Source organism: Methylorubrum podarium (assembly GCF_040270385.1).
Lineage (GTDB): Bacteria > Pseudomonadota > Alphaproteobacteria > Rhizobiales > Beijerinckiaceae > Methylobacterium > Methylobacterium podarium.
This window is the reverse complement of the sequence record NZ_JBELQE010000101.1, coordinates 124152-139573: the sequence shown is the minus strand read 5'-3', so window position 1 is coordinate 139573 and position 15422 is coordinate 124152. Positions and strand designations below refer to the sequence as shown.

Below are 15422 nucleotides of genomic sequence, written 5' to 3'. Positions count from 1 at the left end.
CGGGCGGTACGGCGCCCGGCTGCCGAGACCTTCGCCGGCGGGGCCGCAACGGACGCCGCGCTGCTCAAATCCCGCACATATCTTGCAACTTTTTTGGACAACCTTGCCCGGAATCGCGGCACGCCCCGGCGGAGCCCGCCGATTGCGGCGGTAAATTGCCGGAACGTCGGCCGGCGCCAATAAAACGTCGCAATACGACAAGCCACCTGGAATGACTGGAAATAACCTTTGATCGTCCAAGATAAAACTATAAAAATTTCCGTCAAGGACGATATCGCCACACACTGAAAGGTTTCGCCTATGGGCCGGATCAATCTTGAAGGTATCAGCAAGATATTCGGCTCGAACTCCGCCAAGGCGCTCGATCTGATCGCGCAGGGAAAGCGCAAGAGCGACGTCGCCGCCGCCTGCGGCGCCGTCGTCGGATTGCGCGACATCTCGTTCGACATCGAAGAGGGCGAGATCCTCGTCCTGATGGGACTGTCCGGCTCCGGCAAATCGACGCTCCTGCGCTGCATGAACCGGCTCGTGGAGCCGTCCTGCGGCCGCATCGTCGTGGACGGGGTGGACGTCACCCGGCTCGGCCGCAAGGAGCTGCTCGCCTTCCGCCAGAAGACCTTCGGCATGGTCTTCCAGCACTTCGCCCTGCTGCCGAACCGGACCATCCTCGGGAATGTCGGCTTCGGGCTCGAGATCAAGGGCGTCTCCGACAAGGAGCGCACCGAGCGGTCGATGCAGGCCATCGAGCTCGTCGGCCTCAAGGGCTGGGAATCGAAGTACCCCAACGAATTGTCCGGAGGCATGCAGCAGCGCGCGGGTCTCGCGCGGGCGCTCGCGGCGGATGCGGACATCCTCCTCATGGACGAGGCCTTCAGCGCCCTCGATCCCCTGATCCGGCGCGACATGCAGGCGGAGCTGCGCGACCTCCAGCGCAAGCTCAAGAAGACCATCGTCTTCGTCTCGCACGATCTCGACGAGGCCATCGCGCTGGGCGGCCGCATCGTCCTGATGAAGGACGGCGAGGTGGTCCAGATCGGACAGCCCGAGGAGATCGTGGCCCGCCCGGCGACCGAGTACGTGGAGCGGTTCGTCGAGCATATCGATCTCGCCGCGGTACTGCGGGCGGGACAGGTGGCGGACGCGTCCGGGGTCGTGCTCGCCCCGACCCAGACGGTGGCCGAGGCGCGCAGCGCCGTCGCCGCCACGCAGGCCGGGGTCTGGCTCGTCGCCGACCACGACGGGCGGCTCGTCGGCCGCGTCTTCGCCGACAGGCTCGCCGCCGCCCGCCCCGCCGAGCCCCTCTCCAGCCTGCTCGATCTCGGACAGGCCGTGGTCGAGGCGGAGACCCATCTCGGCGCCGTCCTCGCCACGGTCGCGGCCGAGGAGGCCGTGGCGGTCGTCGGCGCGGACGGGCGTCTGATCGGCGCCATCACCTCTCGCGACGTCGTCCAGGCGCTCGCCGCGCGCCCGGGCGCGCACGGATCGTCCCAACCGGGCGCCCCGACCCTCTCGAAGCCGGCAGGAGCACATCGATGGAGTGGAACGTCCCGAAATTTCCCCTCGACACGCTCAGCGACGACGGACTCAACTGGCTCACCGACCATGGCAGCTGGCTGACCCGGGCCGTCAGCCGCAGCGTCTCCGACTGGATCGACACGCTGACCAGCGCCCTGGTCGCGGTGCCGCCGTGGATCTGCATCGCGGTCGCAGCCTTCGCCGCCTACCGCGTCGGCGGCCGCAAGATCGGGATCATGACGCTCCTCGGCCTGCTGTTCCTGTGGAACCTGCGGCTCTGGCAGGCCACGGTCGAGACCCTGGTCCTCGTCACCATCGCGACCAGCGCGGCGCTGCTGATCGGCATCCCGGTCGGGATCTGGTTCGCGCTCAGCCGGCGGGCGTGGCGGGCCTTCTCGCCGGTGCTCGACATGATGCAGACGCTGCCGAGCTTCGTCTACCTGATCCCGGCGCTCCCCTTCTTCGGTCTCGGGGCCGTCTCGGCCTGCTTCGCGACGATCGTGTTCTCCGTGCCCCCGGTCATCCGGCTGACCGCGCTCGGCATCCGCAACGTGCCGACCGAACTCGTCGAGGCGTCGGACGCCTTCGGCGGCTCGGCGACCCAGAAGCTGTTCAAGGTGCAGCTTCCGCTCGCGCTGCCGACCATCATGGCCGGCGTCAACCAGACCATGATGCTCGCCCTCTCCATGGTCGTCATCGCCGCGATGATCGGTGCGGGCGGTCTCGGCCGCGCGGTCTGGCAATCGATCCAGCGGCTCGAGGCGGGGGCCGGGTTCGAGGCCGGCATCGGCATCGTGATCCTGGCGGTCATCCTCGACCGCGTGACCCAGGCGCTGGCGGCCCGGGCCCGTCCTCACGGTGTGGCGTGAAGACAACAGCCTTGGGGCGCAAGCAACTCCTCATTGCGCCTCCGGTTTACAAAACAAACATATGACGTAGGATCGAGTCGCTCTTGATAAACCCGATAACCGCTACTTCAAGAGGGGCTTAGGCCCAGGTTCGACTTCGGTTCAAGATCGGCGCTCACCCTTAGACCAAGCTGAAAGGTTCTAGTTATGCGTGCACCGGTTCTTGGAGCGATACTCTGTCTCGCGCTGGTCCAGACGCCGGCCGAGGCGGCGGGCAAGGAGGTCCGGCTCGCCTACGTCGAGTGGGCCGATGCCGTGGTCGCCACCGACATCCTCAAGCAGGTGCTGGAGGAGAAGGGCTACCAGGTGAAGACGATTCCCCTCGCCGCGGCCGCCATGTGGCAGGCCGTGGCGAACGGCGACGCGGATGCGAGCGTGGCGGCCTGGCTGCCGGTCACGCAGGCGGCCTATTACGAGAAGCTGAAGAACCGTCTCGAACTGATCGGCCCGAACGTCACCGGCGCCAAGATCGGCTGGGCCGTGCCCGCCTCCTCGCCCCTGAACTCCATCGAGGACCTGAAGACCAAGGCGGCGGACGTCGATGGCAAGGTGATCGGCATCGATCCCGGCGCGGGCCTGATGAAGAGCTCGGAAGCCGCGATCAAGGCCTACGGCCTTCCGGTCAAGCTGGTCGACGGCAGCGACGCCACGATGACCAGCGCGCTCAAGGACGCGATCCGGCGCAAGCAGGACATCGTCGTCACCGCCTGGACGCCGCACTGGATGTTCGCGCGCTATGAGCTGAAGTACCTCGCCGACCCCAAGAAGGTCTTCGGTGAGGACGAGAGCGTGAACACCCTCGCCCGCAAGGGACTGAAGGACGACATGCCCGAGGTCTACAAGATCCTCACCAAGTTCAAGCTCACCGTCAAGGAAGAAGAGGCGGTGATGGCGGAGAACGAGGAGAAGGGCGCCGACCACGTCGCCAATGCCGCGAAATGGATCAAGCAGCACCGCGAGACGGTCGACGGCTGGCTGAAGTAAGCGCACCGATCGGGACAGAAGAACGACAGGACACAGCTCGGACGGCGGCTCGGGAACTCAAGAAGAGGGGTCGGGGGACATGACGGCGAACGGTTTGGCGGCGGCCCTGGTGGTCTGTGCCGCGGGGGTGATGCTGTGCCCATCGATGGCCGCGGCGCAGGCGCAGCGCCCGGTCGAGGTCGATGCCGAGCCCAGCCAGGTCAACCGCGAGCAGCCGGTCGCGGTCCCCGATCCCAGTTCCGCGCCCGATTCCCTCAGCAATTTCGATCTGGCGCCGCCCAAAGGCAAGACCGACACGGGCACCTTCACCTTCGGCGGCGCCATCCGCGCCCGCTACGACTGGCGCTTCGACGACGCCAGCCGCGGCGGCGTCCGCAAGGCGACGGAACATTTCGACTTCGACACCCTCGCGCTCAAGGCCGCCTACGATTCCGACACGATCTTCGGCGCGGCGCAGTACCGGTTCTACGGCGGCAGCTCGATCTACGGACCCCGCAACGGCTATCGCGGCTATCCGGGCGAGGTCCACTTCCCGATGTGGGCCTATATCGGCTACAAGTTCACCAAGGAAGACAGCATCACCGTCGGCCTCAACCAGTCGCCGTTCGGCCTGACCCCGTATTTCGGCACGAGCTTCCTCGAAACCCTCGGCTTCACCATGGGCCTGGAGGAGGTCTACAATTTCGGCGTCAAGTTCTCGCATGTCGAGCCGGACTTCAACTATCAGGTCGGCTTCTATCCGGGCGCCAACCCGAACGCCTTCGGCCTCAGCCTCGACAGCGCGCGCTACTCGACCAACATCGTCCGCGCCGATTCCTACGTCACGAACGGGACCAGCAACGCCGAGCAGAACATGTTCATCGGCCGGGCCGAGTACTTCGTCCTCAAGAACGACACCGCCTCGCTCGCGTTCGGCGCCTCGATCTGGCACTCGGACATCTACAATTTCGACACGCGCCAGACCGGCACCAAGCAGCTCGAAGGCCTGCACGCGCTGGGCACCTACGGCCCCTGGGGCTTCAAGGCCATCTATGTCCGCCAGGACATCGACCCCAAGAACCCCTTCCGCAACGACCTGATCACGGTCGGCGGCTTCGACTTCTCGTACAATCTGGCGACGCACGGCAACTTCGTGTCGACCGAGGTGACCTACAAGGTTCCCGATCCGATCGGCCCCTTCACCGTGGTGCCCTTCGTCGGCTACAGCGCCTTCTACAAGGACAAGGCGAGCTTCAAGACCAGCGAGCGCTTCACCCTCGGCGGGGCCTGGACGCTGACGGCCGACCCGAACCTGATCATCTACACCGAGGCCGCCATCGGCCGGAACGACCCCTATGTCGGCGTCGGCGAGTTCAACAACGGCCTCGCCCAGGGCGGCGAGAACCGCTGGAAGTCGCGGTTCATCATGAATATCGGCTATTATTTCTAGAGCATCGTCCCGAACGATGGTTGCCGGCTCTGTCGGCGACGACCGTTGAATTCCGGCTGCCGCACGACGTATCGGCGCTTCGAGGGACGCCAGCCCTCCCCCGTGGGCGCGAGCCCGTTGCCCGCGCCCTCGGTTCTCGTCGCCCGCTCAGATGACGAACGTCGCACCATCGTCGGGGGCGTAGAAGGCGATGCCCTCGTAGCGGAAGTCGGGCAGGTTGGCCCTTACCTGATCGCGCTCGGCCTCCGAGATGGTGAAGAAGTGTCCGTTCGTCTTCGCATTGAAGAAGCGGTACACCGCCTCCGTGGCCGCGCCCTGATCCGTTTCGAAGGCAAAGGAGCCGACGCCCTCGTAGCGGAAGTCGGGCAGGTTGGCCCTCACCTGATCGCGCTCGGCTTCCGAGATGGTGAAGAAGTGTCCGTTCGTCTTCGCGTTGAAGAAGCGGTACACCTCCTCCGTGGCCGCGCCTTGATCCGTTTCGAAGGCATAGTAGCCGACGCCCTCGTAACGGAAGTCGGGCAAGTTGGCCCTCACTTGGTCGCGCTCGGCTTCCGAGACGGTGAAGAAGTGTCCGTTCGTCTTCGCGTTGAAGAAGCGGTACACCTCCTCCGGCTGAACGACCGTGCCGGGCCTCCCGCTTGTCGTGTTCACCGAGAGTGAGATCTGCCCTGCACCACCGGAGTTCCCGGCCAAGTCCGAGTAGCTGCTTGCGGCCACGGAGACGTTTCCGGAGCCGTTGAAGTTGGCGTTGGGCGTGTACAGAGCCGTGAAGGTGTCTGCATCCACGCTGAAGAAGTTGCTGAGCGTGCCGCCCGTCGCCGCGACATCGTTCGCGGCAAAGCCCCTGACGGCCTCGCTGAACTGAAACGTCACGGTTGCGACCTCGCCCGCCGTGAGCTGCGTGTCGCTCGCCGACAGCGTCAGCAACGGTGTGCTTGCATCGGCCGGAGGTCGGTTCGAATCTGAGCCGTAGAGAGCATCAACGGCTTGGTTGTCGAACCGCCCGAGGGTGCTGGGCCAACCTGACGCCCCGCTATGCGAGGCATGGTCATAGCTCATAACCGTATAGTCTATGCTGTCGTAGCCGTCCGGCATCACCTGACTGTTTCGTGCAGTCGCTTCGTGGGGATGCTTCAATCCGATGGCGTGGCCGATCTCGTGAAGCAGTGCCATGAAGCCATAGCTGCCCACGGAAAAGCTATCCGCTGCGTATCTTTCATGAATCCATATGTCGCCGCCGGCGGGAAGTGAGCTGGGATAGTAGGCATGCCCCCACGTCCCACTCCCGAGCATGCCCGAGAACGCAATCCTTATGTCACCAGTCTGTTGGGTGCTCTCGACAACCTCATAGAAATCGATGTTGGAGATTTCGTCCCATTCCGCGAAGGCGAGCCTAACATTGCTGATTTGCGTGCTGTTCAGATAGCCCCAATCAGACCATTCCCTCGTATCGCTGTAATGATCACTCGCTCTCCAGGTATTGGAACCGTTTGCTCCCGGGAAGCTGTAGGAAATTCTGATACCCTCTCCCCGCTTTCCCCATTGGTATCCCGATATCAGGGAGACATATTCTGAACTTCCGAATAATTCCGCTACGTTGTAGGACGTATAATCTACCAGCGATCCGGTAATACCATCCCTTGCCATCTCTATTTCCCCTACGAAAACAGAAATTTAGTCCGCTGTTTATGCTGTCTGTCCGAGCATCGCATCATGCATTTCATTTGGTGAATATTTCATATGAATGAGCCGCACCAGGAATGTTCATGATTTGCTAATTTTATTTTACGTTACTTTACAATATAGAGAGAGCAGCAAGAATCCGTTAATGCCGAGAACTTCGGCCCGGCGAGGATCTGCATCCGGCCGCTGGTCGGGGCCCACGATCTGTTTGAGCATACGGCCAACGCTCGATGACACTGCCGTCGACCGGGTTTCGATCACATGAACGGTATCGGTCGGACTTTAGAGCATCGTCCCGAAAGGTGGCCGCCGGCCTGTCTGAGAAGGTGATGTAAAAACAGAGGGCGAGAGCATCGCCCCGGATATCGGATCGAGGGCGATGCTCTCAGTCCTCGCTGTCGCATGACGGTTTCGGAAAACCGGATTCCACCGCTCCGCCCAATCGGCGAACATCCGCTTCCGGGTGCGATGACCGTCATCGCGGTCGCTTGGCCGAGTGAAGGCTCGCCTTCCACCCGCAGCAGCCATGGGCACGGTCAAGCCGATCGGATGTCGACGGTAAGCCCCGTCCGCCTTCCGGCTGGTGTGAGCCTGGTCGTCGCGATGCCGGGATCGACGCGCCGGGGCAGATTCCTCAGCCGCGCGCGCCTTGCGCCTGCATGGTCTTCCGCTCCGCGCTCGGCGGCTGGCCGAAGCAGTCGAGATAGGCCTTCGAGAAGTGCGAGGCCGAGGTGAAGCCGCACTCGAACGCCACCGAGAGCAGCGGCATCGCCGTCTGGCGGATCAGGGTGCGGGCGTGCTCCAGCCGGATGCGCAGGTAGTGCTTGGCCGGCGAGCGGCCGAGATATTTCAGGAACAGCCGTTCGAGCTGGCGGGTCGAGAGATGCACCGCGTCGGCGAGTTCCTGGCTGCCGAGCGGCTCGGCGAGCGAGGTCTCCATCAACCCCACCACCCGCAGCAGCTTCGGATGCGAGACCCCCAGGCGCATGCGCAGGTCCATCCGCTGGCGCTCGCCGGATTCGCGGATGCGGTGGTGGATGAGCTGGTCGGCGACCTCCGAGGCCACGCTCGGCCCGTGGTCGCGCATGATCAGCGACAGCATCATGTCCGCCGCCGCGGTGCCGCCCGCGCAGGTGAAGCGGTTGCGGTCGATCTCGAACAGGTCGGAGCCGATCTCCAGCCCGTCATGCTCCGAGACGAGGCCCGGCAGGTTCTCCCAGTGGATCGTCGCCCGGTAGCCGTCGAGGAGGCCGGCCTTGGCCAGCACGTAGGTGCCCGTGCACACCGCGCCGATCGCCGCCCCGCGGGCGCTGCAGCGGCGCAGGGCCGCGTGGAGGGCGCGGTGATCCGGGCGCTGGATGTCGATGCCGCCGCACACGACCATCATGTCGAAGTCCTGCGCCTCGCAGAAGCGGCCCGCGACTTTGACCTCGATCCCGTTCGAGGCGGTGCACTTGGTGCCGTCCTCCGACCACAGCGAGAAGCGGTAGAGATCGCGTCCGACCGCGCGGTTGGCGAGCCGCAGGGGCTCGATCGCCGAGGAGAAGGCGATCATCGAGAAGCGGTCGACCAGCATGAAGCCGACGGAGATGGCCTTCCCGGAGAGGGCCTCGTTGCCGGCCACCACGCTGGCCGGGCATGCCTCCCCGGCCGATATCGTCATTTCCATCCCGACCACCATTTGCCGGCCTTTGCCGCCGCTTGGTGGGCAAGTCGCGTGCCGTGCCGATCCCGGTGCCGATGCGGCCGCGGGAGCGATTCGTGCGCGTCCCGCTTGTCGCCGACCGTGTCGCCGACACCGGTGATCAGACGCGGCGCGCCCGCCGAGGCGGCGCCCACACCGGAACTTAATCTCCGATTGTTCGCCGAACGCAATAGAATAATTCTTGTTCGATCCCGCCTCACGGCGGCGTGACCGGCACAGACGGCCTGTTCTGTCAGTCAAGCGCGCCCATCGAACGGGCAATTCGGCGTTTCGGGCAGCAGCCCTCGGGAAAACGAGCGAAGTCGGGAATCCCAAACTCGCGGTCGCCGTCGATCAAGCCCCGCCGCGGCGCGCGGACCATGATCCGTCAACACCGCGAGGTCGACCGATGCGCCGCTTCTCCCTCACGTCGCTACTCTCCGAATCCCTGCGGGGGCATACGGGCTGGGGCCGCCAGTGGCGCGCCCCCGAGCCGAAGCCCCGCTACGACGTCGTCATCGTCGGCGGCGGCGGGCACGGCCTCGCGACCGCCTACTACCTCGCGACCGTCCACGGCATCACCAACGTGGCGGTGCTGGAGAAGGGCTGGATCGGCGGCGGCAATACCGGCCGCAACACCACGATCATCCGCTCCAACTACCTCTACGACGAGAGCGCGGCGATGTACGAGCACGCGCTCAAGCTCTGGGAGGGCCTGTCCCAGGAGCTGAACTACAACATCATGTTCTCCCAGCGCGGCGTCCTGATGCTCGCGCACAACATCCACGACGTCCAGAGCTTCAAGCGCCACGTCTACGCCAACCGTCTCAACGGCATCGACAACGAGTGGCTGTCGAAGGAAGAGTGCAAGGAGTTCTGCCCGCCGCTCGATATTTCGGGCTCCTTGCGCTACCCGGTGCTCGGCGGCGCGCTCCAGCGCCGGGCCGGCACCGCCCGCCACGACGCCGTCGCCTGGGGCTATGCCCGCGGCGCCGACGACCGCGGCGTCGACATCATCCAGAACTGCGAGGTCACCGGCATCCGCCGCGACGCCTCCGGCGCGGCGGTGGGCGTCGAGACCAGCCGCGGCTTCATCGGCGCCGGCCGGATCGGCGTGGTGGCCGCCGGCCACACCTCCACCTTGATGTCCATGGCCGGCGTATCGATGCCGCTGGAGAGCTACCCGCTCCAGGCGCTGGTCTCCGAGCCGGTCAAGCCGTGCTTCCCCTGCGTGGTGATGTCCAACGCGGTCCACGCCTACCTGTCGCAATCCGACAAGGGCGAACTCGTCATCGGCGCCGGCACCGACCAGTACACCTCCTACAGCCAGCAGGGCGGGCTGCACATCACGACGCACACGCTCGACGCGATCTGCGAGCTGTTTCCGCAATTCACCCGGATGCGGATGCTGCGCTCCTGGGGCGGCATCGTCGATGTGACGCCGGACCGCTCGCCGATCATCGGCAAGACCCCGGTGCCGAACCTGTTCGTCAATTGCGGCTGGGGCACCGGCGGCTTCAAGGCGACCCCCGGCTCGGGCCACGTCTTCGCCCACACGCTCGCGACCGGCACGCCGCACGCGATCAACGCGCCCTTCACCCTCGACCGGTTCCGCACCGGCCGCCTCATCGACGAGGCCGCCGCCGCGGCCGTCGCGCACTGATCCGCCCTGATCTGCACGGAGGCCGAACCATGCTGCTGATCGCCTGTCCCCATTGCGGCAACCGGCCCGAGACCGAGTTCCGGTGCGGTGGCCAAGCCCATATCGCCCGCCCGGCCGACCCGATGACCGTCGATGACGGCGGCTGGAGCGAGCACCTGTTCGTGCGCGCCAACCCCAAGGGCGTGCATGCCGAGCGCTGGTGCCACGTCCACGGCTGCGGCCGCTGGTTCAACGCGCTGCGCGACACCATCAGCGACCGCTTCATCGAGACCTATCCGATGGGGGCGCAGCCGAAATCCGGCGTGAAGCCCGGGACGATTCTCGGAACCAATTCCGCAACCCAGAGCGAGACGAGGGCGTGAGATGGCACAGCCGTTCAGATTGTCCCGCGGCGGACGCATCGACCGCACCCGCCCCATCGTCTTCGAATTCAACGGCAAGCCGGTCCACGGATTTTCCGGCGACACCGTCGCCTCGGCGCTGCTCGCCAACGGCATCCACCTCGTCGGGCGCTCGTTCAAGTATCACCGCCCCCGCGGCATCCTGAGCCACGGCCCCGACGAGCCGAGCGCGCTGCTCTCCGTCGATCGCGGGCCCGGCCGGATCGACCCGAACAACCGCGCCTCCGTGATCGAGGCGCGCTCCGGCCTGCGCACGGCCTCGCAGAACCACTGGCCGTCCCTCGACTTCGATGTCGGCGCGGTCAACGACCTCCTGTCGCCGGTCTTCGTGGCGGGCTTCTACTACAAGACCTTCATGTGGCCCCGGAAGTTCTGGGACCGGGTCTACGAGCCGTTCATCCGCGCCGCCGCCGGCCTCGGCAAGGCGCCGACCCAGGCCGATCCCGACCGCTACGCCAACCGCCACGCCCATTGCGACGTGCTCGTCGTCGGCGCCGGCCCGGCGGGTCTCGCCGCCGCGCTCGCCGCGGCGCGCACCGGCAAGCGGGTCATCCTCGCCGACGAGGGCCCGGAGCCCGGCGGCTCGCTCCTGCACGACACGACGGCGCAGATCGACGGACGCCCGGCGGCGGACTGGCTCGCCGAGACGCTGGCCGAACTCGACAGCTGCGAGAACGTGATCCTGCTCTCCCGCACCACCGCCTTCGGCTACTACAACCACAACCACGTCGCGATGACCGAGCGGGTCACCGACCACCTGACGTCGGCCGCGGGCCAGGCGCCGCGCGAGCGCCTGTGGCAGGTGCGGGCGGGCGAGGTGGTTCTCGCTGGCGGCGCCCACGAGCGCCCCCTCGTCTTCGCCGACAACGACCGGCCCGGCATCATGCTCGCCGAGAGCGTGCGGGTCTTCCTCAACCGCTACGGCGTGGCGCCGGGCCGCAAGCTCGTCTTCGCCACGAGCGGCGCCTCCGCCTACCAGGCCGCGCTCGACGCGCGCGCCGCCGGTCTCGACGTCACCCTCGTCGACCTGCGCCTGGAATCGGATTGCGGGCCGGAACTGGCGCAGCTGCGCGCCGCCGGCGCCGAAGTGCTGACCGGCCACACCGTGGTCGGCTCCAAGGGCCGAAAGCGCGTCACGGGTCTCATCGTGGCGCCTGTCGGGAGCGACGGCCGGTGCGGCGGCCGTCGCCTTCTTTCCTGCGACTGCGTCGGCATGTCCGGCGGCTGGACGCCCGCCGTGCACCTGTTCTCGCAATCGCGCGGCAAGCTGACCTACGACGCGGGGATCGATGCCTTCGTGCCCGGCACGTCGGCCCAGGCGGAGCGCTCGGCCGGCGCGGCGCGCGGCCGCTACGATCTCGCCGCCTGCCTCGCGGACGGCTTCGCCGCCGGCGCCGCCGCGGCGGGGTCCGACGAGCGGCGGGATTTCAAGGCCACCGTGACGCCGACCGGCTTCCAGCCGGTGCGGATCATGCCCACCGACGCGAACCCGCCCAAGGTCCGCGCCTTCGTCGATTACCAGAACGACGTCACCGCCAAGGACATCAAGCTCGCGGTCCGCGAGGGCTTCCAGTCGATCGAGCACGTCAAGCGCTACACCACGACGGGCATGGCGACCGACCAGGGCAAGACCTCGAACATGAACGCCCTCGGCATCGTCGCCGGGCAGCTCGACAAGGCGCTGCCGGCGGTGGGCACCACCACCTTCCGCCCGCCCTACACGCCGGTGACCTTCGGCGCCCTGGTGGGTCCGGCCCGCCACGCCCTGTTCGATCCGATCCGCACCACGCCGATCCACGAATGGGCCGAGAGCCACGGCGCCCTGTTCGAGAACGTCGCCCTGTGGCGGCGCGCCTGGTACTTCCCGAAGGCCGGCGAGGACCTCCACGCCGCGGTCGCCCGCGAGTGCAGGGCGGTGCGCGAGACTGTGGGCATCTTCGACGCCTCGACGCTCGGCAAGATCGAGATCGTCGGCCGCGACGCCGCCGAGTTCATGAACCGCCTCTACATCAACCCCTGGACCAAGCTCGCGCCGGGGCGCTGCCGCTACGGGCTGATGCTGAAGGAGGACGGCTACATCCTCGACGACGGCGTCGTCGCCCGCGTCTCGGACACGTGCTTCCACGTCACCACCACGACCGGCGGCGCCGCCCGCGTGCTCGGCCACATGGAGGACTACCTCCAGACCGAGTGGCCGGACCTCGAGGTGTTCCTGACCTCGACCACCGAGCAATGGGCGGTGATCGCGCTCCAGGGCCCGAAGGCCCGCGACGTGATCGCGCCCCTCGTCGACGGCATCGACCTGTCGCCGGAAGCCTTTCCGCACATGGCGATGCGCACCGGCACGATCTGCGGCGTGCCGACCCGGCTGTTCCGGGTGTCGTTCACCGGTGAGCTCGGCTTCGAGATCAACGTGCCCTCCGACCACGCCCGCGCGGTCTGGGAGGCGGTGTTCGAGGCCGGTCAGGCCCACGGCATCACGCCCTACGGCACCGAGACCATGCACGTCCTGCGCGCCGAGAAGGGCTACATCATCGTCGGCCAGGAGACCGACGGCACGGTGACCCCGGACGATGTCGGCATGGCCGGGATGATCCCGAAGGCCAAGGGCGACTTCGTCGGCAAGCGCTCGCTGGCGCGCCCCGACGTGGTGGCCTCCGGCCGCAAGCAGCTCGTCGGCCTCGTGACCGACGATTCCAAGCTCGTCCTCGACGAGGGCGCGCAGATCGTCGCCGACACCGATCAGCCGATCCCGATGCGCATGCTCGGCCACGTCACGTCGAGCTACTGGAGCGCCAATTGCGGCCGCTCCATCGCGCTGGCCCTGGTCGAATGCGGGCGCGCGCGGATGGGCGGCCAGCTCCACGTCACCACGCCGGACGGGTTCACCCGCGTCACCGTCTGCGAACCGGTCTTCTTCGACGTCCAGGGGGAGCGCATCAATGCTTGAGACCCGCTACCGCGCCGCCCGCGCCCTGCCGCTCGGCGCCCTGTCCCGCCCCGCGGCCTCCGGTCCGGGCGTGTCGGTCCGGCCCGCGGGCGCCGAGGCGCGCTTCTCCCTGCGGGCGCGGCTCGCCGGCGGCGCCGCGCCGAAGGTCGCCGGGCTCGTGCTCGACGCGCCAATTAACACCGTCGGCACCGACGGCACCGACGGCGAGAGCGTGACCACCGGGACCTGGATCGCCCGCCTCGGACCCGACGAGTGGCTCGTCGGCGGCCCGGAGGCCGATGCCGACCTGCTGCAGGGCCGCATCCACGAAGGGCTCGCCGGCCTGCCCCATTCCCTGGTCGACGTCTCGCACCGCAATGTCGGCATCGACGTGTCGGGCCGGCAGGCGGCGGCGGTGCTCAATGCCGGCTGTCCGCTCGATCTCTCCGAAGCCGCCTTTCCCGCGGGCAGCGCCACCCGCACCCTGCTCGGCAAGGCCGAGATCGTGCTGATCCGGCCGACGGCGGCGCCCGTCTATCGCGTCGAGTGCTGGCGTTCCTTCTCGACCTATGTCCACGGTTTCCTCAATGAGGCCGTGTTCGGCGTCGAAGGACCGGCCGCGCCTTGATGCAGGATTGACGCAGGATTGATGCGGGCCGGCGGCGATCCCACCTCCTCGCCGAGGGCCCGCGCGAGGCCCCGGTCCCCTGTCGTGACGGGCCTCTCCCCGAACGGGCCTCCGCGTCTCGCGAGAGGCACTCTCGGGAGGGGCGCTTTTTTGAGAGAGCAACGGACCCGATGATCAGCACCTTCGATCTGTTCAAGATCGGGATCGGTCCGTCGAGTTCGCACACCGTCGGGCCGATGGTCGCGGCGCGCCGGTTCCGCGAGACCGTGCTCGCCCGCGGCGGCGTCGCCCGGATCAGCGCCGAGATCTACGGCTCCCTCGCCTGGACCGGCCGCGGCCACGGCACCGACGTGGCGATCCTGCTCGGGCTCCTGGGCCACGCGCCCGCCACGATCGATCCCGACCGGACCGGGCCGCTCGCGGACGAACTGCGCCGCACCGGCGACCTCGGCATCCCGGGCGTCCGTTTCGAGCCCGAGCGCGACCTCGTCTTCAACTTCAAGGACATCCTGCCGCTGCACACCAACGGCATGCGCTTCTGCGCCGACGATGCTGCCGGTGCTCGGATCGAGGACCAGATCTTCTACTCGGTCGGCGGCGGCTTCGTCGTCACGGCCGCGGAGGCCGAAGCCGCCTCGGCCGGGGATGCCGGGGCGGAGCCGCCGCCGCTCGCCTTCGGCAGCGGGCGCGAGCTCCTCGACCTGACGCTGCGCACCGGGCTGACGATCCCGCAGATCCAGCTCGCCAACGAGCTGACCCTGCGCCCGCGCGCGGAGATCGATGCCGGCCTCGACGCGATCCGCGACGCGATGTTCGCCTGCATCGAGCGCGGCCTGCGCATGGACGGCGAGTTGCCCGGCGGCCTGCGGGTGCGGCGGCGCGCCAAGCGGCTCTACGAGTCGCTGGAGGCGACGCGGCTCGCCAACAGCCGCCCGGCCCACGAGATCATGGATTGGATCAGCCTCTACGCGCTCGCCGTCAACGAGGAGAACGCCTCGGGCGGCCGGGTGGTGACGGCGCCGACCAACGGCGCGGCCGGCATCGTGCCGGCGGTGCTGCGCTACACCCGCGACTTCTGCCCCGACTGGAGCGACGAGCGCGGACGCGACTTCCTGCTCACCGCCGCCGCCATCGGCGGGCTGATCAAGGCCCGCGCCTCGATCTCGGGAGCCGAGGTCGGCTGCCAGGGCGAGGTCGGCTCGGCCGCGGCGATGGCGGCGGCGGGACTGACCGCGGCGCTCGGCGGCTCGGCCTTCCAGATCGAGAACGCCGCCGAGATCGCCATGGAGCACCATCTCGGCATGACCTGCGATCCGATCGCCGGCCTCGTCCAGGTGCCCTGCATCGAGCGCAACGCCTTCGGCGCCAACAAGGCGGTGGTGGCGGCGTCCCTGTCGCTCCGCGGCGACGGCGAGCACCGGGTGAGCCTGGACGAGGTCATCGAGACCATGCGCCAGACCGGCCACGACATGCAGGCCAAGTACAAGGAAACCTCGCTGGGCGGGCTGGCCGTCAACGTCGCCGCCTGCTGAGGAAGGACGCGGGTCTTCCGCCCTCGAAGCGACCGGTCGGCCATCGCCGGGCCCCACCCGATCAGA

General features: G+C 67.6%; 11 protein-coding genes. 9 read left to right on the top strand and 2 right to left on the bottom strand.

Features of this window, described 5'->3' with window-relative positions:
* Positions 1-300 precede the first annotated feature (300 nt).
* The 4 genes from ABS772_RS20175 to ABS772_RS20160 all read left to right on the top strand — a co-directional run bounded on the left by ABS772_RS20175 (position 301) and on the right by ABS772_RS20160 (position 4836).
* The gene (locus ABS772_RS20175; RefSeq protein WP_350396517.1) at positions 301-1617 is read left to right on the top strand and encodes a quaternary amine ABC transporter ATP-binding protein; all 1317 of its coding nucleotides are present in this window, start codon (positions 301-303) and stop codon (positions 1615-1617) included.
* Positions 1533-2384 carry an ABC transporter permease gene (locus ABS772_RS20170; RefSeq protein WP_238258169.1) on the top strand — a complete coding sequence of 284 codons (852 nt, stop codon included), beginning with the start codon at positions 1533-1535 and terminating at the stop codon, positions 2382-2384. The genes ABS772_RS20175 and ABS772_RS20170 overlap by 85 nt, the downstream gene beginning before the upstream one ends.
* Positions 2385-2570: 186 nt before the next feature.
* Complete coding sequence (locus tag ABS772_RS20165) at positions 2571-3407, top strand: glycine betaine ABC transporter substrate-binding protein (RefSeq protein ID WP_238258167.1); 837 nt, start codon at positions 2571-2573, stop codon at positions 3405-3407.
* 79 nt (positions 3408-3486) lie between these two features.
* A complete protein-coding gene (locus ABS772_RS20160) occupies positions 3487-4836 on the top strand; it encodes a hypothetical protein (RefSeq protein ID WP_238258166.1) in 1350 nt (449 codons plus the stop codon).
* Positions 4837-4983: 147 nt separating this feature from the next.
* Here the strand turns inward: ABS772_RS20160 and ABS772_RS20155 are convergent, their stop codons facing one another.
* A complete protein-coding gene (locus ABS772_RS20155) occupies positions 4984-6483 on the bottom strand; it encodes an Ig-like domain-containing protein (protein WP_350396516.1) in 1500 nt (499 codons plus the stop codon).
* A 670-nt stretch (positions 6484-7153) separates the two neighbouring features.
* Entirely contained in the window at positions 7154-8182 is a 1029-nt protein-coding gene (locus ABS772_RS20150) for a GlxA family transcriptional regulator (protein ID WP_238257750.1), read from the bottom strand.
* A gap of 430 nt (positions 8183-8612) precedes the next feature.
* Between ABS772_RS20150 and ABS772_RS20145 the strand changes: the two genes are divergently transcribed.
* From ABS772_RS20145 to ABS772_RS20125, 5 genes are all read left to right on the top strand, one after another.
* Complete coding sequence (locus tag ABS772_RS20145) at positions 8613-9866, top strand: sarcosine oxidase subunit beta family protein (RefSeq protein WP_238257752.1); 1254 nt, start codon at positions 8613-8615, stop codon at positions 9864-9866.
* Positions 9867-9895: 29 nt separating this feature from the next.
* A complete protein-coding gene (locus ABS772_RS20140) occupies positions 9896-10228 on the top strand; it encodes a sarcosine oxidase subunit delta (RefSeq protein WP_350396515.1) in 333 nt (110 codons plus the stop codon).
* A 1-nt stretch (position 10229) separates the two neighbouring features.
* Positions 10230-13217 carry a sarcosine oxidase subunit alpha family protein gene (locus tag ABS772_RS20135; protein ID WP_350396514.1) on the top strand — a complete coding sequence of 996 codons (2988 nt, stop codon included), beginning with the start codon at positions 10230-10232 and terminating at the stop codon, positions 13215-13217.
* Positions 13210-13824 carry a sarcosine oxidase subunit gamma gene (locus ABS772_RS20130; protein WP_350396513.1) on the top strand — a complete coding sequence of 205 codons (615 nt, stop codon included), beginning with the start codon at positions 13210-13212 and terminating at the stop codon, positions 13822-13824. The genes ABS772_RS20135 and ABS772_RS20130 overlap by 8 nt, the downstream gene beginning before the upstream one ends.
* 170 nt (positions 13825-13994) lie before the next feature.
* Entirely contained in the window at positions 13995-15356 is a 1362-nt protein-coding gene (locus tag ABS772_RS20125) for an L-serine ammonia-lyase (protein WP_238258426.1), read from the top strand.
* The last annotated feature ends 66 nt before the right edge of the window (positions 15357-15422 follow it).

Bases quoted from the DNA above. Each gene is read 5' to 3' on its own strand.
- ABS772_RS20130 (WP_350396513.1), top strand. From the start codon at position 13,210: ATGCTTGAGACCCGCTACCGCGCCGCCCGCGCCCTGCCGCTCGGCGCC.
- ABS772_RS20125 (WP_238258426.1), top strand. From the start codon at position 13,995: ATGATCAGCACCTTCGATCTGTTCAAGATCGGGATCGGTCCGTCGAGT.
- ABS772_RS20145 (WP_238257752.1), top strand. From the start codon at position 8,613: ATGCGCCGCTTCTCCCTCACGTCGCTACTCTCCGAATCCCTGCGGGGG.
- ABS772_RS20135 (WP_350396514.1), top strand. From the start codon at position 10,230: ATGGCACAGCCGTTCAGATTGTCCCGCGGCGGACGCATCGACCGCACC.
- ABS772_RS20150 (WP_238257750.1), bottom strand. From the start codon at position 8,182: ATGACGATATCGGCCGGGGAGGCATGCCCGGCCAGCGTGGTGGCCGGC.
- ABS772_RS20140 (WP_350396515.1), top strand. From the start codon at position 9,896: ATGCTGCTGATCGCCTGTCCCCATTGCGGCAACCGGCCCGAGACCGAG.
- ABS772_RS20155 (WP_350396516.1), bottom strand. From the start codon at position 6,483: ATGGCAAGGGATGGTATTACCGGATCGCTGGTAGATTATACGTCCTAC.
- ABS772_RS20170 (WP_238258169.1), top strand. From the start codon at position 1,533: ATGGAGTGGAACGTCCCGAAATTTCCCCTCGACACGCTCAGCGACGAC.
- ABS772_RS20160 (WP_238258166.1), top strand. From the start codon at position 3,487: ATGACGGCGAACGGTTTGGCGGCGGCCCTGGTGGTCTGTGCCGCGGGG.
- ABS772_RS20175 (WP_350396517.1), top strand. From the start codon at position 301: ATGGGCCGGATCAATCTTGAAGGTATCAGCAAGATATTCGGCTCGAAC.
- ABS772_RS20165 (WP_238258167.1), top strand. From the start codon at position 2,571: ATGCGTGCACCGGTTCTTGGAGCGATACTCTGTCTCGCGCTGGTCCAG.